Here is a 22,434-nt window from a genome sequence, read left to right as displayed (position 1 = left end):
CCTGGGAGAGCTTAATCGCGCCCAGGAAAAACAACGGGCCTGAACCCCGGTGCTGGACACAGCGGGGGAGCTGAACGCAGGATTGGCGATCGATCCTGCGTTCAGCGCTTAATAAATCCAAGAATGAGTGAGTAACCATGAGTGAGCCGCAAACCGGACAGGCAACTCCTGCCATCCGTGAGGCCGATGTTTTGATTGTCGGAGGTGGCCTGAGCGGCACCTTGTTAGCCATGCAACTGCTGCGTTTACCCGGCGCCCGGCGCATCGTGCTGGTGGAGCCCAGGCCCGAACTGGGCCGGGGCGAAGCCTATAGCGCCACCGAACTGGGGCATACCCTGAACGGTAATGCGGCGCGCATGAGTATCGAACCGGACGATGCCGATGACCTGACACGCTGGCTGCAGGCCCATCTTGATGAGGGCGGCTGGCCCGAGTCCGGTACCCAGGATGTGCCGGTCAGTGAATTATTCCCGCCCCGGGGGCTGTTTGGTTTGTATACCCAGCAGCGCCTGGCGCAAGCACTGATCATCGGTCAGGCCAATGGCTCAAGCCTGATCCATGTGCGTGATGAAGTGATCGACCTGCAAACCCTCCAACAGGGGGTGAGGGCAACGCTCAAGGACGGTGCCCAGTGGCAGGCCGCTGCGGCCGTACTGGCCACGGGCATGTTCCCGGCGGCCCGAACTGCCCAGCGCGAGTCCAGCGGCCTTAACGCAGCAGCACTGGACCCCTGGAATGTCGACGCACTACGAGCGCTGCCCACGGATGCCCGGGTGCTGATCATCGGCTCGGGGCTGACCATGGTTGATGCCCTGGAGTCCTTGAGTCAGGCCGGGCATCGCGGGCCTATTGAGGTCTATTCGCGTCACGGACTACTGCCCCATGTACGCCGCCAGCCGCCAGCCTGGGAGGATTTTTTGTCCCTGGCGCCGGATCTCCGCAGCCCCTTGCAACTGCTGCGCGAACTGCGTCGCCAATGTGCGCTGGCCCTGGAGCAGGGCATCGACTGGCAGGCGCCGCTGGACACTGTGCGGGTGCATATCGCCCGGCTGTGGAGCCAGGCCAGCGACGCACAGCGCCGACAGTTTGTGCGTCATGTGCGGCCCTGGTGGGAAAGCCATCACCATCGCTCGCCGCCCCAGGGCAATGCCTTGCTGGAGCGGTTGCTCAAGGAAGGTCGGCTGACGGTGCGTGCCGCGTCCATGCAAGGTGTAGACAGTGCCGGCCTTCGAATTCGTCTGCGTTACCGTGGGCAAACTGAAGCGGTGTGGGTAGAAGGGGATGGGCTGATCAACTCCACCGGCATTGAGTATGACTGGCGCCGGGTGGATAAAGCCTTGCCCCGGCAACTGCTGCAGCGCGGGTTGATACGGCCCGGCAACCTGGGGCTGGGCATTGCCGCTGACGCGGGCGGAGCGGTTTTGAATGCCGACGGCGAGCCGGGACAAAAGCTGTTTGCGATGGGCCCGCCGTTGCGTGGCATGTGGTGGGAAAGCACTGCGGTGACGGACGTTGCACTACAAGCCAAGGCATTGGCCAATCGGTTGGCTGTAGAGTTTTGACCTGACAGACCGCGTCGGCTGCATCCGCTGTCTGGCACAAATCCCTGTGGGAGCGGGCTTGCTCGCGATGGCATCTACCCGGTACGGCGCAAAGACCGCGTCGTCAGCATCGCAGGCAAGCAAGCCCCTACAGATCTAGTGTTAGCCCCTGAATCTGCGTCCCGGACATAGAATCGGACACGCACAATGGCCATATAAATCCCCTTTTGGCCTGCCTCCCTCTGTGATCGGTTCTGGCTGTCGGCAAGAATCAACCCCACCACTCAAATAACAACAAATCCTTTCGTCATTACCCTCGGCCTTCTGCAGGCCTCTGCCGTGTACAGAACATAACAACTATCGATCTCACGCCGAACCTGGGGAACTGATCCATGGACACTCTGAAATGCTTACTGGGCGCCACTGTTTGCGGGCTGACGCTGCTGGCCGGCGGCGTACATGCCGAGCAGCGCGAGTTGCGGGTTTACAACTGGGCGGACTATATCTTGCCGTCCGTACCCAAGGACTTCGCCAAACAGACGGGCATCAAGGTGACCTGGGACTCTTTCGACACCAACGAAGCCCTTGAAGCCAAACTGCTGACAGGCAACTCGGGGTATGACCTGGTGGTGCCGTCCAACCAGTTCCTCGATACCCAGATCAAAGCTGGCGTATTTCAGAAACTGGACAAGTCCAAACTGCCCAACTGGCAGCATCAGGACCCGGCCCTGCTCAAGTTGCTGGACACCAACGACCCCGGCAACCAGTACGCAGTGCCTTACATGTACGGCACGGTGCTGATCGGCTTTAACCCGGCCAAGGTCAAGGCCGCGCTGGGCGAAAATGCCCCGGTGGACAGCTGGGATCTGGTGTTCAAGCCCGAGAATATGGCCAAGCTGAAATCCTGCGGCGTGGCCATGCTCGATTCACCGTCGGAAATCCTGCCGCTGGCGCTGCACTATCTGGGCCTGGACCCCAACAGCCAGAATCCAGCCGATTATGAAAAAGCCAAGGAGCTGATGCTCAAGATCCGTCCCTACGTGACCTACTTCAACTCGGCCAAGTACATGACTGATATCGCCAATGGCGACATCTGCGTGGCCATCGGTTATTCAGGGAGCTTCTACCAGTTCGGCAATCGCGCCAAAGAGTCGGGTAACGGTGTAGTGGTCGACTGGCGCTTGCCCAAAGAGGGCGCGCCGATCTGGTTTGACACCTTCGCCATCCCTAAAAGCGCGAAAAATGTCGAAGAAGCCCACGAGTTTCTCAATAACCTGCTGGAGCCCAAGGTTATCGCCGGGATCAGCGACTTTCTTGGTTATCCCAATGCCAACAAGGACTCGCTGGGGCTGATCAACAAGGACATCACTGGCAACCCGAACCTGACCCCGACCAGCGAGGCGTTGAAGTCTCTGTATGTGGTGCAACCGCTGCCGCAAAAAATGGAACGGGTGCGCACCCGGGTCTGGACCAGCATCAAGTCGGACAAGTAACCCCTCAGGGGTAGTGAATGGGGGTTATCGTCAAGTGCCTGCCGGGTTCCTAAACTGGGGGCACTTAATCGAATGACGAGAACAGCACCATGCGTATCCGAGAGCTTGGCATCACTATCGGTTCAGGTACCCCGGGCGTGTACAACGCCATCACCGACGTACCGGGTGTGCGAGTGGGGCATCACACGCTCAATGTTGAAACCGATGGGGTTTCCATCCATTCCGGTGTCACCGTGATTGAGCCGCGGGCCGGAGCCACCCATTTGCAGCCGTGTTTTGCGGGTGTGCATGTGCTCAATGGCAATGGCGACGCCACGGGGCTGGAGTGGATTCGCGAGGCGGGTTTGCTGACCTCGCCCATCGCCTATACCAACACCCACAGTGTGGGCGTGGTTCGCGATGCGCTGGTAGCTGCCGAGCGGGAGATGGGCAAGCAACATACCTACTGGTGCATGCCCGTGGTGCTGGAGACCTACGACGGAACGTTGAACGATATCTGGGGCCAGCACGTGACTGCCGAGCATCTGCAACTTGCCCTGCAAGCGGCCGAGTCCGGGCCTGTGGCAGAGGGCAACGTCGGGGGCGGTACCGGAATGATCTGCCACGAATTCAAGGGCGGGATCGGCACGTCATCACGGGTATTGAGCCCGGAGCAGGGGGGCTGGACGGTAGGGGCACTGGTGCAGGCCAACTACGGCGTGCGTGAAGCCTTGCGGGTGGGCGGCTACCCGGTCGGCACGGTGCTGGATGACGTGCCATCGCCCTTCAAAAGCGGGGTCAATGTCGGCGTGCCGGGCATGGGGTCGATCGTGATTACCATTGCTACCGACGCGCCCTTGTTGCCCCATCAGTGCACCCGTCTTGCACAGCGTGCCAGTGTCGGCTTGGCGCGGGTGGGGGGAGGAACCGAGGACTCCAGCGGCGATATCTTCATTGCCTTTGCGGTGGGCAACAACAACTTGCCGGCGGCCAATTTCGGTCATCCGGGTGAGCCGACAACGGCATTGCAGATGGTCAATAACGACTACATCTCGCCACTGTTTGTGGCAGCGGCCGATGCAGTGGAAGAAGCCATTCTCAATGCCATGCTCGGCGCTGATGACCTGACAGGCTGTGGCAACACGGTGCTGGCGCTCAAGCCTGAGCGATTGCTTGCGGCGTTGCAGCAGGTGGGTTGGAAGCCTGCGGATTGACTCGAATCCAACCTGTGGGAGCGGCAGTGCGACTATTCGACTTGATCGCGATGGTATCGCCGCAGTAGCCCAGACAGATCGCGTCGCCTGCATCGCGAGCAGGCTCACTCCCACAAAAATCCCTGCAAGGCTCGGATTCTGTAGGTGCTGAAGATTCTGTGGGAGCGAGCCTGCTCGCGATGGCATCACCGCGATCGTTCAAATAAACCGCGTCATATGCATCGCAGGCAAGCCAGCTCTCACAGGTTTTGTGGCGTTTCCCTTACAGCTTGGGCAATTGCCCGACGCGAGCCATCATCTCGGTGACGATCTGCAAGTCCAGCATGAACTGCTCGACCGTCTTGAACTCGTTGTCGGTATGCCCGGTGTATTTGACGTTGGGCATGGCCAGACCGAATTGCACGCCGTTAGGCAGTTCATGAACCGATGTAGCACCCGCCGAGGTGCCGAAGGTGTGTTCCATGCCCAGGTTTTCGCTGGCTACGGCCAGCAGCGCCTTGACCCATTCACCTTCGGGGTTGCGGTACATGGGTTCGGCGATGCTGTAGTCGAACGTCACCGGAACGTGCTTGCTTTTGCTCCAGGCATCCAGCTTCTCGGCAATTTGCGCCTTGAGTTCTTGCGGGGACTTGCCCTTGGGCACGCGCAGGTTGACGGCAAGCTTGAGGGCCTTGTCGTCCAGCCCGACAAATGTCAGTGAAGTGGTCAGCGGGCCCATGAACGCATCGGCAAAGCCAATCCCCAACTTGCCACCCTCGTAGTCCAGCCCCCAGTTCTCGGCGCCATAGTGAGCCGCGTCGGTAATGTGGTTGTGTTTAAGGGCGATCTGGCCGTCAACGCTGCTGATGAAATCCAGCATCCTTGCCACCGGGTTCACCCCGGACTCGGGCTCAGAGGAGTGCGCAGACACGCCCGTGACGGTCAGCACTACATCCTTGCCGACCACCTTGGCATTCACTTCGAAATTACCGCCGTTGCGCTTAGCGTATTGCGCCCCGGCCTTATTCAATTCAGCGGCCAGTTCTGCAGGCTTGTCCGTGATCAGGGTGGCGACCGAGGTCGAAGGGATCTGGTTGGTTGCCATGCCGCCCGTGAGCGAGATGATTTCAGCGCCCTGACCCTCGGCGTTACGCCGTGCAAAGCTGGCCATGACGGTGCCGTAACCTTTCTCGGCAATCACTACCGGATAGCCGCCATCCAGCGCCAGGTTGTAATTGGGGACCGGGTTTTTTTCGAAGTAATAGGGGATGGCATCACCGGAGGTTTCCTCGGTGGTGTCGATCAGCAGCTTGAAGTTCCTCGCCAGTGGCAGCTTCTCTTCCTTGATCACTTTCATGGCGTACATGGCCACCACGATGCCGTTTTTGTCATCCTCGGTGCCGCGACCGTACATGCGATCACCGATCAGGGTGACCTTGAACGGATCGAGTCGGGTTCCGTCCTTCAACACCCAGTTTTCCGGGGTCACGGGCACTACGTCGGCGTGGGCGTGAATACCGACGACTTCATCGCCACTGCCTTGCAGGGTAATTTCGTAAACGCGGTTGTCGACATTGCGAAAGTTCAGGTTGAAGGCCTGGGCAAGGCCCTTGATCTTGTCGGCAATCTTGATGAACTGAGGGTTCTCGTACGTGGGCACACCGTCCACGTTGACGGTCGGGATCGCAACCAGCTCACGCAGGGTTTGCGTGGCTTCACTGCCATACTTCAACCGCGTGTAGAGGCCCAGCAGGCGATAGATTTCGTTCTGTTGTTCAGGTGCCAGGGCCTGGTTATCGAGGTAGGCGTTGATGGTTTGCTCAAGGTTGTCGGTCCTGGCCAGATCGCTCTTGGCCAGACCGCTCAGGAACTCCCTGAAATCAGTGGCTGAAGTGCCACTGAATGTCTTGAGAATAACCGCGCTCTGTTGCGGTGTGATGGCGGCGTGTGCAGCGTTGCTGAACGCGGACAGGCTGGCCATCATCATGGTTGCCACGGCCAGATGCTTAAGTGAAAAATCCATTGTGCTGGGCATTCCTTTGCAGTCAGTTGGGTAGAAATGTGGGATGAATGAAACAAAACATTTCTAAACTTACACTGCAAGGAAGTGCAACGGTAGGTGCTTTTTATTCCTGCGCCTGTAAAAACAGCGAGAACAGTTCGGACTGTGACTTGATTCCCAGCTTGCTGTACATGTGCTTGCGATGCACCTTCACCGTCTCTGCAGAAATTGCCAGTTTTCGGGCGATTTCCTTGTTCGAGCAGCCGCTGAGCAGCAGCAGGCCCACCTCCATTTCTCGCGCGGTCAGGGGTGTACTCAACTGTTCAGTAGCGGCTTCCAGGCGGCTTTGCCAGTTGGGAGTCAGCTCGGGCGCCTCCCGCGGCTCGCGTTCAAAGATCAGACGCTGGCGCATCAGTGCGGCCACCCAAGGCTGCACCAGCCCCAGCAACGCGGTCTGCTCAAGGCTGAACCGGCACTGGCTGCCCAGTGACAGGCTCAGGGTGCGTTCGTTGTCGAGTTGCACATTGATATGCACTTCGTCAGTGACGATGTTCAGGCGAAAGTAACGCTGATAGTAATCGGTCTGCTCAAAGCATTCCGGAGCCACGTCCTGCAAGCGGAACAACCCGCTTTTCGGTGATTCACGGTTGGCAATATAGAACGGGTCCAGCAGGTACAGGCCCTTGAGGTAATCCTGGAACAACGAGTCCATGCCGCCGTCTTCCCCGGGGGATTCGGCCAGAACCTGCGGCTTGCCCGCGCTGTAAACAAGCACCACCCAGTTGTCCACGGGCACATAACGGCCCAGCAAACGCACCAGCCCCGTCCAGAAGTTGGACTGGTCGAGGGTTTCGATCACCCGGCCCACTGCGTCGTGCCAAGCCACATCCTGCAACGTCAGATTCATCTCACTACCCACCGGGTGTTACCCCATCGAAGTCATTTATTGGCGCTGTGCCGCGCACCATACTCGGCTCATCCCTGGGTACAAGGATCCGAGATGAACATTGAATTGGTGCAACTGGCTGGCCGTGACGGCGACACCGCTTATAACCTGACGCGCACACTGAATGCCATCGCCACCTGCGCTGGCGATACGGATTTGCTGGTATTTCCCGAGACCCACTTGACCGGATTTGTCGGCGGCCAACAGCTGGCGCAGGTGGCCGAGCCCCTGGACGGCCCGACTCTGCACGCTGTGCTGCAGGCCGTACGGGAGCGTGGTGTCGGTGTGGTGGTCGGGATTGCCGAGGTCCATGAGGGCACGTTCTACAACACCTCGGTACTGGTGACGCCCGAGGGGATCACGCTGCAGTACCGCAAGACCCATCTTTGGCCCTCGGAGCGTGGCGACTTCTGCCCCGGCGACCGTTTTACCACCGTTGTGTGGCAGGGCGTTCGGATTGGTCTGCTGATCTGTTACGACATCGAACTGCCGGAAACCAGCCGGGCCCTGGCGCAACTGGGGGCCGAACTGATCATCGTCACCAACGGCAACATGGATCCCTATGGCCCTGTGCACCGCACTGCAATCATGGCCCGCGCCCAGGAAAACCAGGCATTCGCCGTGATGGTCAACCGCGTAGGGGCTGGGGACGACGGGCTGGTGTTTGCGGGTGGCAGTATGGCGGTCGACCCGTTTGGGCGGGTGCTGGTTGAAGCCGGGCGCGAAGAAAATCGCCAGGTGGTGGCGCTGGATTTTGATCAACTGAAGGCTGCCCGCCGTGATTACGACTACCTCAAGGATCGCCGTTTGTTGTTGTCGGGCACACAGCTCGAACATGCAGACGGTCGTCGCGAACTGTTGATCGGAGCCTGAACATGAAAAATAAAAACGGTATGCGCCTGGCCCTGGCCGCGGTGTTGAGTTGCAGCCTTGCGAGCGCGGTTGCGGCTGAGCAGCAGGTAAACATCTACAACTGGTACGACTTTATTGCCCCCGACACGATGAAAAACTTTAAGGCCGAAACTGGAATCGGCTCGATGTACGACGTGTTCGATAACAGCGATGTGATGCAAAGCAAGCTGATGGCCGGGCGCAGTGGCTATGACGTTGTCGTGGCCACCGGGGATCTGCTGCCCAACCTGATCAAGGCCGGGGTGCTCAAGGAGCTGGACCCTGCGCAGTTGCCCAATCGCTCACACCTGGACCCGGACATCCTGGCCAAGATGCAGAGTAACGATCCGGGTAATCGCTACGCCGTGCCTTACCTGTGGGGCACCACGGGGGTGGGCTATGACGTCGACAAGGTCAGGGCCGTACTGGGGGCGGATGCGCCGGTCGATTCCTGGGACCTGATCTTCAAGCCCGAGAACCTGAGCAAGCTCAGCCAGTGTGGCGTGGCGATGCTGGACGCTCCCGGCGAAATCATCCCTATCGCCCTGCATTACCTGGGGCTGCCCTACAACAGCACCAACCCTGAGGACTACCAGAAAGCGGAGGCATTGCTGCTGACGTTGCGCCCATATATTCGCTATTTTGACTCGTCCAAATTCATTACCGACCTGGCCAATGGCAACGTGTGTGTGGTGGTGGGTTGGGCAGGCGGGGTGCAGGACGCCAAGACCGCCTCCCAAGTGGCCGGCAATGGTCGAAACATCCGTTACAGCATCCCCCGTGAAGGCGCGCCGATCTGGGTCGAAAGCATGGTCCTGCTCAAGGAAGCTCCCAACCCCGAACAGGGCCTGGCATTTATCAATTACATGCTGCGCCCGCAAGTCATTGCGCAGACCACTACCTATCTCAAATACCCGAATGCCAATCAGGACTCCAGGGCACTGATAGACGAAAAGATCCGCGACAATCCGGAGATTTACCCCGGCAAGGACGTCATGCAGACGCTGTTCCCGCTTGAGCCGCTGCCCCTGAAACTTGAGCGGGTACGGACACGGGTATGGAGCAAGGTTAAAAGCGGGACGTGAGCCTCACAAAACCAGAGCTTCATCATCACGGTGGGAGCGGGCTTGCTCGCTCCCACAGGAGTGCTACAGGATCGCCGTCTCGCGATAGACTTTGCTCGCCCTCGGCATTGCCGGCAGCACTGCTTCTTGCAAGGTCCGTGCTGCCGGGTGGGTAAAGCGCATCTGCGGGGTAACGGGCATGTCCTCCACCAGCTTGCCTTCGGCCAATACCACCACCCGCTGGCAAAAACGCTGCACCAGGCTCAAATCATGGGTGATCAGCAAAAAGCCTGTGCCCGAATCACGCCGTATTTGTGCCAGCAAATCCAGAATTTGCACTTGCAGCACCCGATCAAGGTTGGACAGGGCTTCGTCGAGAATAATTAGTTGCGGCCCGATCGCCATGGCTCGGGCGATACCGGCGCGCTGCAGTTGGCCGCCGCTCAGTTGCGCGGGGAGTTTGTCGATGTCCCGGGCCTCCAGCTGGACCTGCTGCAACAGGTGTTCAACCCGGGCCTTGCACGACTCGGTAGACATTGTGCTGAGATGGCGCAGAGGCTCGGCAATGCTCCAGCCAATGCTGCGCTGGGGGTTGAAGGCGCTGAGGGCGTCCTGGAATACCATCTGCACGCTTTGCAAAAACGGCGGCTGGCCATTGAACACGATGCTGCCCTGATCGGCGTTTTCCAGGCCCATCAGCAGGCGCGCCAATGTGCTTTTGCCGCTGCCGCTGCCCCCCAGCAGGCCAAGGCTCTGGCCTTGTTCCAGGTCCAGATTCAATCCGTCGAGCACGTGCACTCGATGCCGTTTGCTGAAAAAACCGCCAGCGGTGTAACCGTGACTCAGGTCGCGTACTTGAATAAAGCTCATGGCGCGCAGCCCTCCAGGGTCAATGAGTGATGCGCCGCCAGCAGCGTGCGCGCTTCCTTGCTTTGCGGTGCGTTAAACAGCTCATGCACACCGGCATGCTCGACAATCCGCCCGTTGGCCATGACGCTCACCCGGTCGGCGCAGCGCGCGACCACCCCCATGTCATGGGTGATCAGCAGCACGCCCAGGTTGCGTTGTTCCACCAGCCGCTCGAGCAGGTCGAGAAAGCGGGCCTGGGCCACTACATCCAGATCACTGGTGGGTTCGTCGGCCAGCAAAAAACGGCTGTCGGCCAGCAGCGCAAGGGCAATCATCATTCGTTGCAGCATGCCGCCGCTCAGTTGAAAGGCGAATGAGTCGAGCACCCGTTGATCATCGTGCAGGCCGACCTCGTGCAAGGTGGTCTGGATCAGTTGCTCGGCCTCTGCGCCTCCCAGGCCGCGGGTCTGCAAGGTTTCGAGTGCGTGCTGGCGTAATGAGCGCACGGGGTTGAAGGCGCTGCGCGGGTTTTGCAACACCAGCGCCACTTCGCGGCCGCGCAGGTGCGCGGCTTCAACCGGAATGCCGTCCAGCAACAAGGTTGCGCCGCTGCTGTGTACACCGGGGGGCAATAAATCGAGGATGCCCAGGCTGGTCAGAGACTTGCCGGAACCGCTGGCGCCCACCAGCGCATGCACCTGGCCAGCCTTGAGGGTCAGTTCCACCCGGTCAACCAGGGTGCGTTGCTGGTGTTTGAGGGTCAGGTCGCGAATGGTCAATGTGTGCTTCATTCCTTGATCTCCGCCAGTACGCTTGGGTCGAGCCGGTCACGCAATGCATCGCCCAGCAGGTTGAAGGCCATGACCGAGATAAAAATCATCAGGCCGGGCCAGAGCAGAAGCTGCGGTTGGGTCCAGATAAACTCCTTGGCGTCGTTGATCATTACCCCCCACTCAGGCGTCGGCGGGCTGACGCCCAAACCGAGAAAGGACAGTCCCGAGACGTGCAGCATCATATGGCCGATGTCCATCGACGCCAGGACCAGCAGTTGCCCCACGACGTTGGGCATCACGTGCTGGCGCAGGCGGGTCAGGCGTGAAGCGCCGGCCAGTTGCGAAGCCAGCACATAGTCGCGATTGCGCTGCGCCAGGACCATGCCGCGCACCATCCGCGCATACCAGGCCCAGTGGGACAGGGCGATAGCGATGATGACGTTGGTCAGGCCGGTACCCAGCAAGGCAATCAGAAAGAACGCCAGCACCAGTGTCGGGAAGGTCAGGAACATGTCGCAAAGACGCATCAGGAACATGTCGACCTTGCCGCCGACGATGCCCGCGATACCGCCAATAACCACGCCCAGCACCAGAACCAGCCCAAGCACCAGTACTACGCTGCCCAGGGACAGTTGCGTTCCGACGATGAGGCGCGAGAGTACGTCGCGACCCAGATGGTCGGTACCCAGCCAGTGACTGGCGCTGGCGGGCAGCAGACGGTCGTCGAGATTCACCAGTGTCGAGTCATAAGGCGCCAGCCATGGGCCGAGCAACGCCATCACCAGCAGCAGGGCCACCAGTACATAACCGATGCGCAGGCCGTGTTTTTTGCTTGTATAAGCCGCAGCTATTTCGCTCATGCCATCACCCCCGACAAACGCGTACGTGGATCGAGCCAGGCGTAGCAGATGTCCACCACCAGATTGCACACCACCAGCAGCGTGGTCAGCAGCAGGGTGAAGCACTGCATCACCGGAAAGTCGCGATTGAGCACCGCGCTGACCGCGAAGCGCCCGACACCGGGCCAGGCGAAGATGGTTTCGATCACCAGTGCGCCGCCCAGCAACTCGCCGATATGCATGCCCGTTGCGGTTACCAGCGGCATCCAGGCATTGCGCAGGATATGGTCCCGCCACACCCGTTTCTCATTCAGGCCGCGGGCCCGGGCGTAGAACACATGACGGTGCTGGCGCACGTCGAGCAGGCTGGCGCGCAGCAGACGGGCGTTGATCGACATTGACATTAATGCAATGGCCAGTACCGGCATCAGCAGATGCTGCGGGCCACCACGGCCCATCGGTGGCAACCAGCCCAGCCACAGAGAGAACAAGGCGATCAACAGAAATGCCAGCCAGAAGTTGGGCATCGACACCCCGATAAAAGTGATGAAACGCACCACCTGATCGGGCCAGCGACCTTTCCAGCGAGCCGCCGCCAGGCCCAGCGGAATGCTCATCACCAGGGTGGTGAGCAGGGCAAGCCCGCCCAGCTGCAGGGTGGCAGGCAGGTAATAGAGAATGTCGTCGAGCACCGGACGCCCGGTGATATAGGAAATGCCGAAATCAAGATGCAGGGCATTCCATAGCCAGGTGAAGTATTGCTCGGGCAGGGGGCGGTCAAGGCCCAGTGCGTGGCGGGCCTCGGCCAGCGCGGTGTCGGTCGGCGGGATCTGCGACAGGCGCAGGTAATCCAGTGCCGGGTCGCCGTTGCCCAGATGCAGCAGGACAAAGACGATCAGCGACACCCCCAGTAGCACCGGGATCAGCAGCACAAGCCGCAGGATGATATAGCGCAGCATGATTTATGGCTTCCCGGTGGTTGGGTGCATGACCTCGAACGGCACGTCAAACAACGTGCTGCCGAACTGCACGTTGTCGACGTTTTTACCGCTGACACTGATGGCCGTAAGGTGCGAGATCGGCAGGTACACGGCCTGATCGTGCAGGGTGGTGAGAATTTCGCGGTAATCTTCGGCGCGTTTTTTTTCATCCTTTTCGCCCAGTACCTCGGCGATTTTATGGTCGATGGCGTCCTTCATCGGCAGGCCGCGCTGGGCCATGTAATCCGCGTGACCTGCGTAGCGCATGGAACTGACGAATGAGTGCGGGTCGTAGGGCGCGCCCCAAGTGTCGGCGAAGATCATGCCGAACTTGCCCTCACGCTGGCGCTGGACCAGTGCGCCGTCTTCTTCAGCGCGCAATTTGACCTCGATACCGACTTTGGCCAACTCTCCCTGAATGATTTCAGCCAGGCTTTTTTGCAGGGCGCTGGGGCCCAGAAATACCAGCTCGGTGCTCAGGGTTTTGCCGTCTTTTTCGCGAATGCTCTTGCCCGCAGGGACTTTCCAGCCTGCGGCCTCAAGGGTTTTTTTCGCCTGCTCGGGATCATAGGGCAATGCCTTGAGGCCAAGATCGGCATAGGGCATGTTGCTGGCGAACAGCGCATCGGCACGGGGTTCCTGGCCATGCAGCACCTTGGCGATGATGGTGTCCTTGTCCACGGCCTGATTGATCGCCTGGCGTACCGCCAGCTCATTGGTCGGTGCCAGGCCGGTGTTCATGGCCACGGTGCGAGTGGCCAGCGGTGCGGAAATGGCAGCCTTGAAGCCCGAATCGCGCAGGCGCACAAAGGTCCCCGGAGAAATTTCGCCGTCGGCGCCCTGGATCAGATCGATTTCACCTGTTTGCAGCGCGATGGCACGGCTGTCCGGGTCGGAGATGACCTTGACCAGTACCGAGTCATAGGCCGGTTTCGGCCCCCAGTAGTGCTCGTTGCGGTCGAAGCGGTCGTATTCGCCGCGCCGGGTTTGGGCAAGCACCCAAGGCCCGGTACCCACCGGCGTGCCTGGCTTGGCGTCTGGCGCGGCAAAACGCAACGGGCGTACTTGTGCCAGCTCCATCAGGGTCGGGTAATAAGGATGTTTCAGCACCAGCACCAACGTGTGCTCGTCCGGCGCTTCGACGCGCTCAAGGGTGGAGACCAGCTCCATCCACTGGTGGCGCTTACTGTTGGCCAGCACCGCATCAAGGTTGGTTTTGGCGGCACTCGCGTTGAATGGGCTGCCATCACTGAAGGTTACGTTGTCGCGCAGGGTGAAGGTGTAGGTCTTGCCGTCCGGCGACACGGTCCAGTGAGTTGCGAGCCAGGGTTCCAGAGTGCCCTGTGCCGTGTACCGCACCAGGGGTTCATAGACCATTGCCTGGGCATACATTTGGTTGGGCGAATAGCCTCGGGGGTCCAGCGGACCAGCATTGGTGGGCCATGAATAGGTCAGCGTGGGTGCCGGGGCGGCGGCCCAGGCAGTCGAGATACCTGCGCTCAGGCAGGCTCCAATCATCCATAAAGCCAGCTGTTTTTTAGTCCGTGACTGCTTCACACTGCTTCTCCCTCAATTGATGGCTATTGGCCTGATCAGATGCTGGGTATGAAGTCTATGTCAAAAGTTCATAACTGCGAGGCTGATTGGATGCAGAGGGTCACTATTTCGCTGGACGATGATTTGTTGGCTGCCATTGATGAGCGGGTTGGTACCCACGGCTATCAGGGGCGCTCCGAGGCCATACGTGATTTGTTGCGTGCCGGGTTGCTGGAACCGGAGCAGGGTGACCCGCAAAGTGCCTGTGTCGCGACCTTGAGCTACGTGTATGACCACGCTACGCGGGAGTTGTCCAAGCGTCTGAATACGGCCTTTCATGAGCACCATGACCTGACGCTGTCGACGCTGCATGTGCACCTGGATCAGGGCAAGTGCATGGAAGTCTCGGTGCTCAAGGGCACAGTGGGGGAGGTGACGGAGTTGGCGCGTCATGTGATGGCCGAACGCGGGGTTCGGCATGGCACTGCGCAGATTATTCCGTTGGAGTGTGGGGGGGTGAAGGCAGGCTCCCTGGCTGAGTGACCGGAGGGACTTTAACCGTGGGAGCGAGCCTGCTCGCGAAGGTCCGGGGTGGGGGGGTGTTCTGGAACAGAGGCAGCCGCCATACCAGGCGGCCCAGGGTAATGGACCAGTTGCACAAGGCAATCCCCAGGATTATCCAGAGCAGGGTGTGCATTCCGTAGTTAACGATGATCTGCCCGGCCAGCCAGGGGAAACCAAATACCCCGACAAAATACGCCAGGCTGAACAGCACCAGCGACTGTGGCGTCAGCCCGGCAGGTGCTTCGTTGGCAGCCAGGCCGTTGATTACCGAGTACGTCAGGCCGTAGCCGACCCCAAGCACAATGGCAGCCAATAAATAGGTGAACCCGGAGCTGACAAAGAACATCAGCATCAACACCGAAACCACCATCAAGGCCGTCAGCAAGCAGGACATGACATAGGGGTCGCGCCTGACAATCAACCCCGCAACCAGCAGGCGACAGGTGATTGCGGCACCCATGAAGCCCAGGAAGAAAAGTGAATAGTCCAGCTGATTGAGCGTCGCGTAGGAGGTTTGAAAACTGGACAACCCTCCGAAGATGGCACCGCCCAGGCCAACCATCATGATCGCGAACACGGCCCTGGAACGCAGTACGCGCCCAGTGGCCGGCAACGTTATTTTGCAGGCTATGACAGGGCCTAGGGTGCTGTGCTGGCGCTTGATTTCAGGGCCGATGACCACAAACACCAGACCACCCAGCAGGCTGGCAAAGGCCGCCACCAGGAACGCCGACTCCACTGGATAACCCAATGCCTGGGCGGCCCGGCCGAGCAAGGGCCCGGTGCCGATGCCGGTCATCATGCTGCCCGAGAGCAAGGCGAAGTGTTTCACCCGTTGCGCGGGCTCGATGAGCATGGCCACGACGATCGGCCCCAGGGTGTAAAACACTCCCCAGCCCAACCCCAGCACCAAGCCAAAGATCAGTACTGCGGTGCCATGACCCGGCAAGGTGGCGAAACCCAGGCAGGCCGCGGCGAGCAGCAGAGCCCCGCAGGCTATGGCCCTGGGAGCGCCGAACAGGTCGGTCAGATGGCCGGAAAAAATCACGGCCATGAAGGTGCTGAGCATGGCGACCGAGATGATCGTACCCGCATCCGACTCACTGCCGCCGTGGGCACTGAGCATCATGGCCAGTAAAAAAGTGGTGCCATAAGACAGCGACAACAGGTAACTGGCGAGGCAGAAGAGCCCGAAGACGCCCTTGGCCTGTTGGGGAGGAGTGGATGGCATTGCGGGTCGTCCTTGAGGTTCGATTATGGTTGTGCGGTGCATCGAACGTTAATAACAGACAACCGGTGATCTCAGGATTCAAACCTTTGAATCCTGAGATCGGCAGAACCTAAACAAACACGCTGTCGAGGCGCTCCAAGCCACAGAGCGCAGCCTTGGGTTACTGGTCAGCGGCCACAAAGCCCGGTTTCAGGCTCGCACTTTGATTGGCGCGGTTAATCACCGTGATCACCGCCAATGCCGCAATCACCAGTCCCGGAGAGGTCGCCAGCAGCACCCCGGCCGTACCTGCCCCGGCGGCGAGGATCTGACCTGCGGCCAAGGGACCTGCAACCGAACCCAGGCGCCCAATAGCGACCGCAGCGCCGACACCGGTTGCTCGTACGGCGGTCGGGTACAGCGGCGGAGCCATTGCATACAGCACCAGCTGCGCCGCCATGACGAACAGGCCCACGGCAAAGCCTGCGGTGGCCACGGGCATAATCCCTACCGAAAAGCCGATCCCGGCCAGTGATGCCAGTAGCCCGGCATAGACGCCCAGAACCACCTTGATCGGGTTGCAGCGGTCCAGCAGCAGGCCACCGAGCAAGGAGCCCAAAGCACCGCCTATGTTGAACAGCATTTGCACCATGCCCGCCTGCGGCTTGGTAAAGCCCTGGGCGAGCAGCAACGTGGGCAGCCAGTTCAGCAGCATGTACATCACGGTCAGGGTAAAGAAGTAACTGAGCCACAGCGCCAGGGTCGAACGGCCACGACCTTCACCAAACAGTGCCTGGCCGGTGGACACGCGCAAGGCCTGGCTGACGTCCTGGCGGAAAACCCGGGACTCGGGCAGCAGCATGATCATCAGCGGCACCACCAGCAACGGGGCCAGCCCGCCGATGATAAAGGTGGTCTGCCAGTGGTCATGGGAGAACATCGCCACTACCGCTGCCAATGCGCCGCCCAGTGGCACGCCGCAATACATGATGCTGATCGCTGTGCCACGACGGCGTTCGTCAACCGCTTCGGCACATAAAGCGATCAGGTTGGGCAGGGCGGCACCCAGACCAAGGCCCGTCATGAATCGCACCAGCAGCAAATGGGAGTAGCTGTCTACATAGGCGGTCAACAAGGAGAAGACGCCAAACAGGATGACCGCGCCGATCAGGATTTTTTTACGACCAATGCGGTCGGCAATCCAGCCGCCGAAGAAGGCGCCGGGCAGCAGGCCGATGATCCCGGCACTGAACACCCAGCCCATCATTTTCGGGTCCAGGGCAAAGGTTTGGCGCAGGCCTGCGGCGGCAGTGCCGGCGGCTTGCAGGTCGAACCCTTCGATAAGCGCAACGATAAAGCACAAAGCGATTGTCAGCGTCGAGCGATGCTGTGGAGTGTTCATGGACGAACCTCGTTATTGTTTTTGTAGGGGGGCTTTCTGCGAGCCAAATAAAGATTAACAAAGATAACTAAAAAAAGAAGCTGAGATTGTTATTGGCTTCAATATGAGATTTAAGGTGTTTAAGACAGGCTTTTAGCCCGTATCTGCCAGTGATTATCAAAACTAGATAAGAAACATAATGTTCGATTATCGGTCATTTATGATTGACGTTGCTTTGACTTGTTTCCATTCTCTGGCTCAGGAAACGCCAAGAGAGCGTTCTGGTTCTGTCAAAAACAACAATAAATGGACATTCAATATGCATACGCTCAACCAAGGCGCCCTGCGCTTGTTCCCGCTTTCGTGCATTGCCCTGTGCCTGTTCAGCACCCCGGTTTGGGCCCAGGGATTTATCGAAGACAGTCACGGCACCCTGACCTTGCGCAACTACTACATGGACCGTGATTACAAGGACGGTGGCGCCAAGACCGCAGCGCGGGAATGGGCTCAGGGCTTCATTGCCAACATGGAGTCGGGCTTTACTGAAGGTACGGTTGGCTTCGGACTTGATGTGCGCGGTCTGCTGGGGGTCAAGCTGGACTCGTCGCCTGACCGCAGCGGCACCGAACTGCTGCCGGTCAACAGCGACAAACAGGCGGCGGATGAGTACTCGCGACTGGCTTTCACCGGCAAGCTGCGTGTGAGCCAGACCACGCTCAAGACCGGTGATGTCTCGATCTTTCTGCCGTTTGCCTTTGCCAGTCCGTCGCGGCTATTACCCCAGACTTTTCGCGGAACCATCGTCAGCTCGAAGGAGATTGACGGCCTGACCTTCAATACCGGTTATATCGACGCGATCAACAAACGTGACTCCACCAACTACCAGGCCATGACCATCGCGTCCCCCAATGGCCGATTCAAGGGCTCGGCCGAAACCTCGCACCTGGCTTACGGCGGCGGTGATTATCAGGTCAACAAAAACTTGAGCCTGCGTGCCTACCATGTCGAGGTGGCGGATTTGTACAAGCAAAGCACCTTGGCATTGCTGCATGACCTGCCCTTGGGTGACGGCGTGCTGACCACCGACCTGCGCAGTTTTTTCAGTGATGAGGCGGGCAGTGCCAAAGCAGGCAAGGTCGACAACATCAACGCATCGGCGCTCTTGGGTTATCGATTGGGGGGGCATCGTTTAAGCGTGGGCTATATGCATTCCAGCGGTGATACGGCAACGCCATATATCTCCGGCACAGAGCTGATGGGCATGAGCGAAATGACCATGAGTTCGGACTTTCTCAATGCCAAGGAGCGCACCTGGCAGGCCATTTACGACTACGACTTCACGGCGGTGGGGGTGGTGGGATTGAAAGGGCGGTTGCGTTATGTGCGCGGTGACAATATCGAACTGGCGTCCTTGAATGCGGATGATCGCAAGGAGCGCGAGTTTCAGATGGAACTGGGGTACGTGATCCAGAGCGGGCCGCTGAAAAACTTGGGTCTTTTGGCGAGGAAGTCTATTTACCGAAACGACTTCCCGACAGGTGCGGCCTTTCGCGATGAAAACCAGACCCGCTTTCTGGCCATCTATACCTTGCCGATCTGGTAGGGGCGGTTTGCGACCGCTGCGCGCTTGATCGCAGCCTCGTACTACTCGTCAGCGACTACAACACGGAGAGGGTGGCGAATCTGTAGTCGCTGACGAGCCGTGCGAGGCTGCGTCAGGTTTGGTGCGCCACTGCGACGAAGCAGTCGTGAAACCGGCTTGCACGGTTAATCAGGCATTGCGCGTGTTGCGGATTTGCGACCGCTGTGCGCTCGATCGCAGCCTCGTACTACTCGTCAGCGACTACAACACGGAGAGGGTGGCGAATCTGTAGTCGCTGACGAGCTGTGCGAGGCTGCGTCCGGCTGCGAAGCAGTCGTGAAACCGGCTTGCACGGTTAATCAGGCACTGCGCGTGTTGCGGATTTGCGACCGCTGCGCGCTCGATCGCAGCCTCGTACTACTCGTCAGCGACTACAACACGGAGAGGGTGGCGAATCTGTAGTCGCTGACGAGCCATGCGAGGCTGCGTCCGGCTACGCAGTGGCTACAGCCCCGGCTTACTCCTGATACACCTTTTTCAGCAGGCGCAGCAGTTCTTCACGCTCGGCGCTATCCAGCGCCGAGGTCGCGTCGATGTCGCTTTGGGCAGCGATGGCCTTGAGCTCTTTAAGCAGGGCTTCGCCTGTCTTGCTCAGGAATATGCCGTAGGAGCGCTTGTCGGGTTTGCAACGAACCCGTACCGCCAACGCCCGACTCTCCAGCTTGTTGAGCAATGGCACCACCTGCGGAGGCTCAATCGCCAGCGCACGGGCCAGGTCTGCCTGCATCAGGCCGGGATGCTGGTCAATGATCGCCATTGCCGAAAACTGCGCCGGGCGCAGGTCATGGGCCGACAGTCGGCTGATCAGGTTCTGGAACAGCTTGAGCTGGGCGCGACGCATGGCATAGCCGATCAGTTCGTCCAGCGCGGTGTCCAGGGGGGCCTGTACGTCCGGGCTTTCAGGCAGGGCCTCTTGGGCGACGACAGGGGTGGCTGACTTGGCCATAAATAGAGGGGTCCTTGCTCGAATGAAGTTAATAAACCTATCTAGTTTGCCGCGGTTGAAGGTTGATAGCCACCGCTGCGTTATTTTACGAGCGTTTGCTGCCAAAAAATTTGATTAATTTAATTAATGGTTAATTGACATAACTAATTTTGCCGGTTAGTTTTTACTCATCTTCATGCGAACAACAAGAGAGCAATCGCTATGAGCCAATACGAAGGCCGCTGGAAAACCGTCAAAGTCGAAATCGAAGACAGCATCGCCTGGGTGATTCTCAATCGTCCGGAAAAACGCAATGCCATGAGCCCGACCCTGAACCGTGAAATGATCGACGTGCTGGAAACCCTCGAGCAGGACCCGCAAGCTGGCGTGTTGGTGTTGACCGGTGCGGGCGATGCCTGGACGGCGGGCATGGACTTGAAAGAGTACTTTCGCGAAGTGGACGCCGGTCCCGAGATTCTTCAGGAGAAAATCCGCCGTGAAGCGTCGCAGTGGCAATGGAAGTTGCTGCGCATGTACGCCAAGCCAACGATTGCCATGGTCAATGGCTGGTGCTTTGGTGGCGGCTTCAGCCCGCTGGTGGCGTGCGACCTGGCCATCTGCGCCGACGAGGCTACGTTTGGCCTGTCGGAGATTAACTGGGGCATTCCACCGGGCAACCTGGTCAGCAAGGCAATGGCAGACACCGTAGGCCACCGCCAGTCGCTGTACTACATCATGACCGGCAAGACCTTCGACGGGCGTAAAGCCGCCGAGATGGGCCTGGTCAATGAGAGCGTGCCGCTGGCGCAGCTGCGTGAAGTCACCATTGAACTGGCGCGCAATCTGCTGGAGAAAAACCCGGTTGTTCTGCGTGCGGCCAAGCATGGCTTCAAGCGCTGCCGCGAACTGACCTGGGAGCAGAACGAAGATTACCTGTACGCCAAACTCGACCAGTCGCGACTGCTGGACACCGAAGGCGGGCGTGAGCAGGGCATGAAGCAATTCCTCGATGACAAGAGCATCAAGCCAGGCCTGCAAGCCTACAAGCGCTAATCTCGCTGTTCAGGGTGCGCCGGTCGCACCCTGTAAATGAATTCCCGATAACGACAATAAAGAGGAATCACCATGTTGGACGTGCCCCTGCTCATCGGCGGAAAGTCGTGCCCGGCCCGTGATGGCCGAACGTTCGAGCGCTGCAACCCGGTGACGGGTGAGGTGGTGTCACGCGTGGCCGCCGCCACTCTGGAAGATGCCGATGCCGCAGTTGCCGCGGCTCAGGCTGCTTTTCCTGCCTGGGCTGCGCTGGCGCCCAATGAACGACGTACGCGGCTGCTCGCTGCTGCCGAGTTGATGCAGGCACGGGCGAGCGAGTTTATCGAGGCGGCGGGCGAAACCGGGGCTATGGCCAACTGGTATGGGTTCAACGTCAAGCTGGCGGCCGGCATGCTTCGTGAGGCCGCCTCCATGACCACCCAGATCAACGGCGAAGTGATCCCTTCCGATGTGCCCGGCAGCTTTGCGATGGCCTTGCGTCAACCCTGTGGCGTGATCCTGGGCATCGCGCCCTGGAATGCCCCGGTGATTCTCGCCACCCGTGCGCTGGCCATGCCGCTGGCGTGCGGCAACACCGTGGTGCTCAAGGCTTCCGAGCTGAGCCCGGCCGTTCACCGGTTGATTGGCCAGGTGTTGCAGGATGCGGGACTGGGCGATGGCGTGGTCAACGTCATCAGCAATGCTCCGGCAGATGCACCGGCGATTGTCGAGCGACTGATCGCCAATCCGGCGGTGCGCCGGGTCAACTTTACCGGCTCAACCCACGTGGGGCGCATTGTTGCCGAACTGGCAGCCCGTCACCTCAAGCCGGCCCTTCTGGAGCTGGGGGGCAAGGCGCCGTTTCTGGTGCTGGACGACGCTGACCTTGACGCCGCAGTCGACGCCGCAGCCTTTGGCGCTTACTTCAATCAAGGCCAGATCTGCATGTCCACCGAGCGGCTGATCGTGGACAACAAGGTGGCTGATGCCTTTATCGACAAGCTGGCGGCCAAGGTTGCCACCTTGCGCGCAGGTAACCCTCAGACGGACGGCTCGGTACTCGGCTCTCTGGTGGATGCCAGCGCCGGTGTGCGGATCAAGGCACTGATCGACGATGCGGTCGGCAAAGGCGCGCGGCTGGTGGTGGGCGGTCAGGTCGAGGGCAGCATCATGCAACCGGCGTTGCTCGATGGCGTAACCCCGAGCATGCGCCTGTACCGCGAAGAGTCCTTTGGCCCGGTTGCCGTGCTGCTGCGCGGTGACGGTGATGAGGCCTTGCTGAGCCTGGCCAACGATTCGGAGTTCGGTTTGTCGGCGGCGATTTTCAGTCGCGACACCGGGCGTGCCCTGGCGCTGGCCCAGCGGGTCGAATCGGGCATTTGCCATATCAACGGCCCTACGGTTCACGACGAAGCACAAATGCCTTTCGGTGGGGTCAAGTCCAGCGGATACGGCAGTTTTGGCGGCAAGGCGTCGATCGAGCAATTCACCCAGTTGCGATGGATCACCTTGCAGAACGGGCCGCGTCACTACCCGATCTGATCGTCTGCACAAGGCATAACAATAACAAGGAGCCATGCCTGCGCCATGCCGC

The 22,434-nt window shown here is 59.7% G+C and carries 19 protein-coding genes; 9 read left to right on the top strand and 10 right to left on the bottom strand.

What is annotated here, in order from left to right; all coding sequences use genetic code 11:
* The first annotated feature begins 137 nt into the window (after positions 1 to 137).
* The 3 genes from TU76_RS08970 to TU76_RS08960 all read left to right on the top strand — a co-directional run bounded on the left by TU76_RS08970 (position 138) and on the right by TU76_RS08960 (position 4,227).
* Entirely contained in the window at positions 138 to 1,562 is a 1,425-nt protein-coding gene (locus TU76_RS08970) for an FAD/NAD(P)-binding protein (protein WP_048351492.1), read from the top strand.
* Between the two features lie 371 nt (positions 1,563 to 1,933).
* Positions 1,934 to 3,034, top strand: coding sequence for a polyamine ABC transporter substrate-binding protein (locus tag TU76_RS08965; protein WP_019822380.1), 1,101 nt, complete (start codon positions 1,934 to 1,936; stop codon positions 3,032 to 3,034).
* A gap of 89 nt (positions 3,035 to 3,123) precedes the next feature.
* Positions 3,124 to 4,227 carry a DmpA family aminopeptidase gene (locus TU76_RS08960; RefSeq protein WP_048351491.1) on the top strand — a complete coding sequence of 368 codons (1,104 nt, stop codon included), beginning with the start codon at positions 3,124 to 3,126 and terminating at the stop codon, positions 4,225 to 4,227.
* Between the two features lie 262 nt (positions 4,228 to 4,489).
* Here TU76_RS08960 and TU76_RS08955 read toward each other — a convergent pair whose 3' ends face one another.
* Positions 4,490 to 6,229 (bottom strand): dipeptidase, encoded by a 1,740-nt coding sequence (locus tag TU76_RS08955; RefSeq protein WP_048351490.1) that lies wholly within the window; start codon positions 6,227 to 6,229, stop codon positions 4,490 to 4,492.
* Positions 6,230 to 6,332: 103 nt separating this feature from the next.
* Positions 6,333 to 7,115, bottom strand: coding sequence for a response regulator transcription factor (locus TU76_RS08950; RefSeq protein WP_048351489.1), 783 nt, complete (start codon positions 7,113 to 7,115; stop codon positions 6,333 to 6,335).
* Positions 7,116 to 7,208: 93 nt separating this feature from the next.
* Here TU76_RS08950 and TU76_RS08945 point away from each other — a divergent pair, with 93 nt between their 5' ends.
* Positions 7,209 to 8,027 carry a carbon-nitrogen hydrolase family protein gene (locus TU76_RS08945; RefSeq protein ID WP_019822387.1) on the top strand — a complete coding sequence of 273 codons (819 nt, stop codon included), beginning with the start codon at positions 7,209 to 7,211 and terminating at the stop codon, positions 8,025 to 8,027.
* Between the two features lie 2 nt (positions 8,028 to 8,029).
* A complete protein-coding gene (locus TU76_RS08940) occupies positions 8,030 to 9,130 on the top strand; it encodes a polyamine ABC transporter substrate-binding protein (RefSeq protein ID WP_048351488.1) in 1,101 nt (366 codons plus the stop codon).
* 63 nt (positions 9,131 to 9,193) lie between these two features.
* On the opposite strand, the gene TU76_RS08935 is transcribed toward TU76_RS08940, so the two are convergent.
* From TU76_RS08935 to nikA, 5 genes are read right to left on the bottom strand one after another with little or no spacing between them, the layout of a single operon-like run.
* A complete protein-coding gene (locus TU76_RS08935) occupies positions 9,194 to 9,979 on the bottom strand; it encodes an ATP-binding cassette domain-containing protein (protein WP_019822391.1) in 786 nt (261 codons plus the stop codon).
* Complete coding sequence (locus TU76_RS08930) at positions 9,976 to 10,749, bottom strand: ATP-binding cassette domain-containing protein (RefSeq protein ID WP_048351487.1); 774 nt, start codon at positions 10,747 to 10,749, stop codon at positions 9,976 to 9,978. Before TU76_RS08930 ends, TU76_RS08935 begins: the two co-directional genes overlap by 4 nt.
* A complete protein-coding gene (gene nikC, locus TU76_RS08925) occupies positions 10,746 to 11,591 on the bottom strand; it encodes a nickel ABC transporter permease subunit NikC (protein WP_046810613.1) in 846 nt (281 codons plus the stop codon). Before nikC ends, TU76_RS08930 begins: the two co-directional genes overlap by 4 nt.
* Positions 11,588 to 12,529 carry a nickel ABC transporter permease subunit NikB gene (gene nikB, locus TU76_RS08920; RefSeq protein WP_019822398.1) on the bottom strand — a complete coding sequence of 314 codons (942 nt, stop codon included), beginning with the start codon at positions 12,527 to 12,529 and terminating at the stop codon, positions 11,588 to 11,590. The genes nikC and nikB overlap by 4 nt, the downstream gene beginning before the upstream one ends.
* A 3-nt stretch (positions 12,530 to 12,532) precedes the next feature.
* The gene (gene nikA / locus TU76_RS08915; RefSeq protein ID WP_048351486.1) at positions 12,533 to 14,107 is read right to left on the bottom strand and encodes a nickel ABC transporter substrate-binding protein; all 1,575 of its coding nucleotides are present in this window, start codon (positions 14,105 to 14,107) and stop codon (positions 12,533 to 12,535) included.
* 90 nt (positions 14,108 to 14,197) lie between these two features.
* Here nikA and nikR point away from each other — a divergent pair, with 90 nt between their 5' ends.
* Positions 14,198 to 14,629 carry a nickel-responsive transcriptional regulator NikR gene (nikR, locus tag TU76_RS24665; protein WP_046810626.1) on the top strand — a complete coding sequence of 144 codons (432 nt, stop codon included), beginning with the start codon at positions 14,198 to 14,200 and terminating at the stop codon, positions 14,627 to 14,629.
* On the opposite strand, the gene TU76_RS08905 is transcribed toward nikR, so the two are convergent.
* Entirely contained in the window at positions 14,580 to 15,881 is a 1,302-nt protein-coding gene (locus TU76_RS08905; RefSeq protein ID WP_048351484.1) for an MFS transporter, read from the bottom strand. The two genes, nikR and TU76_RS08905, sit on opposite strands and share 50 nt — an antisense overlap.
* A gap of 160 nt (positions 15,882 to 16,041) precedes the next feature.
* A complete protein-coding gene (mhpT, locus tag TU76_RS08900; RefSeq protein WP_019822408.1) occupies positions 16,042 to 17,262 on the bottom strand; it encodes a 3-(3-hydroxy-phenyl)propionate transporter MhpT in 1,221 nt (406 codons plus the stop codon).
* 298 nt (positions 17,263 to 17,560) lie between these two features.
* Between mhpT and TU76_RS08895 the strand changes: the two genes are divergently transcribed.
* Entirely contained in the window at positions 17,561 to 18,844 is a 1,284-nt protein-coding gene (locus TU76_RS08895; protein WP_019822410.1) for an OprD family porin, read from the top strand.
* A gap of 496 nt (positions 18,845 to 19,340) precedes the next feature.
* Here TU76_RS08895 and TU76_RS08890 read toward each other — a convergent pair whose 3' ends face one another.
* Positions 19,341 to 19,829: a MarR family winged helix-turn-helix transcriptional regulator gene (locus tag TU76_RS08890; RefSeq protein WP_019822411.1), complete on the bottom strand. Its 489-nt coding sequence runs from the start codon at positions 19,827 to 19,829 to the stop codon at positions 19,341 to 19,343.
* A gap of 201 nt (positions 19,830 to 20,030) precedes the next feature.
* Between TU76_RS08890 and TU76_RS08885 the strand changes: the two genes are divergently transcribed.
* Together TU76_RS08885 and TU76_RS08880 are read left to right on the top strand one after the other, a co-directional pair.
* Positions 20,031 to 20,861, top strand: coding sequence for a p-hydroxycinnamoyl CoA hydratase/lyase (locus tag TU76_RS08885; protein ID WP_019822412.1), 831 nt, complete (start codon positions 20,031 to 20,033; stop codon positions 20,859 to 20,861).
* A 72-nt stretch (positions 20,862 to 20,933) separates the two neighbouring features.
* On the top strand, positions 20,934 to 22,382 hold the full coding sequence (locus TU76_RS08880) for an aldehyde dehydrogenase (RefSeq protein WP_048351483.1): 1,449 nt from the start codon (positions 20,934 to 20,936) through the stop codon (positions 22,380 to 22,382).
* The last annotated feature ends 52 nt before the right edge of the window (positions 22,383 to 22,434 follow it).

It is taken from the genome of Pseudomonas psychrophila (assembly GCF_001043005.1).
GTDB classification, from domain to species: domain Bacteria; phylum Pseudomonadota; class Gammaproteobacteria; order Pseudomonadales; family Pseudomonadaceae; genus Aquipseudomonas; species Aquipseudomonas psychrophila.
The sequence above is the reverse complement of the archived record's forward strand: the minus strand, read 5'-3'. Positions and strand labels throughout refer to the sequence as shown.

Coding starts and splice junctions, on each gene's coding strand:
- TU76_RS08970 (WP_048351492.1), top strand. CDS start 138: ATGAGTGAGCCGCAAACCGGACAGGCAACTCCTGCCATCCGTGAGGCC.
- TU76_RS08965 (WP_019822380.1), top strand. CDS start 1,934: ATGGACACTCTGAAATGCTTACTGGGCGCCACTGTTTGCGGGCTGACG.
- TU76_RS08960 (WP_048351491.1), top strand. CDS start 3,124: ATGCGTATCCGAGAGCTTGGCATCACTATCGGTTCAGGTACCCCGGGC.
- TU76_RS08955 (WP_048351490.1), bottom strand. CDS start 6,229: ATGGATTTTTCACTTAAGCATCTGGCCGTGGCAACCATGATGATGGCC.
- TU76_RS08950 (WP_048351489.1), bottom strand. CDS start 7,115: ATGAATCTGACGTTGCAGGATGTGGCTTGGCACGACGCAGTGGGCCGG.
- TU76_RS08945 (WP_019822387.1), top strand. CDS start 7,209: ATGAACATTGAATTGGTGCAACTGGCTGGCCGTGACGGCGACACCGCT.
- TU76_RS08940 (WP_048351488.1), top strand. CDS start 8,030: ATGAAAAATAAAAACGGTATGCGCCTGGCCCTGGCCGCGGTGTTGAGT.
- TU76_RS08935 (WP_019822391.1), bottom strand. CDS start 9,979: ATGAGCTTTATTCAAGTACGCGACCTGAGTCACGGTTACACCGCTGGC.
- TU76_RS08930 (WP_048351487.1), bottom strand. CDS start 10,749: ATGAAGCACACATTGACCATTCGCGACCTGACCCTCAAACACCAGCAA.
- nikC (WP_046810613.1), bottom strand. CDS start 11,591: ATGAGCGAAATAGCTGCGGCTTATACAAGCAAAAAACACGGCCTGCGC.
- nikB (WP_019822398.1), bottom strand. CDS start 12,529: ATGCTGCGCTATATCATCCTGCGGCTTGTGCTGCTGATCCCGGTGCTA.
- nikR (WP_046810626.1), top strand. CDS start 14,198: ATGCAGAGGGTCACTATTTCGCTGGACGATGATTTGTTGGCTGCCATT.
- TU76_RS08905 (WP_048351484.1), bottom strand. CDS start 15,881: ATGCCATCCACTCCTCCCCAACAGGCCAAGGGCGTCTTCGGGCTCTTC.
- mhpT (WP_019822408.1), bottom strand. CDS start 17,262: ATGAACACTCCACAGCATCGCTCGACGCTGACAATCGCTTTGTGCTTT.
- TU76_RS08895 (WP_019822410.1), top strand. CDS start 17,561: ATGCATACGCTCAACCAAGGCGCCCTGCGCTTGTTCCCGCTTTCGTGC.
- TU76_RS08890 (WP_019822411.1), bottom strand. CDS start 19,829: ATGGCCAAGTCAGCCACCCCTGTCGTCGCCCAAGAGGCCCTGCCTGAA.
- TU76_RS08885 (WP_019822412.1), top strand. CDS start 20,031: ATGAGCCAATACGAAGGCCGCTGGAAAACCGTCAAAGTCGAAATCGAA.
- TU76_RS08880 (WP_048351483.1), top strand. CDS start 20,934: ATGTTGGACGTGCCCCTGCTCATCGGCGGAAAGTCGTGCCCGGCCCGT.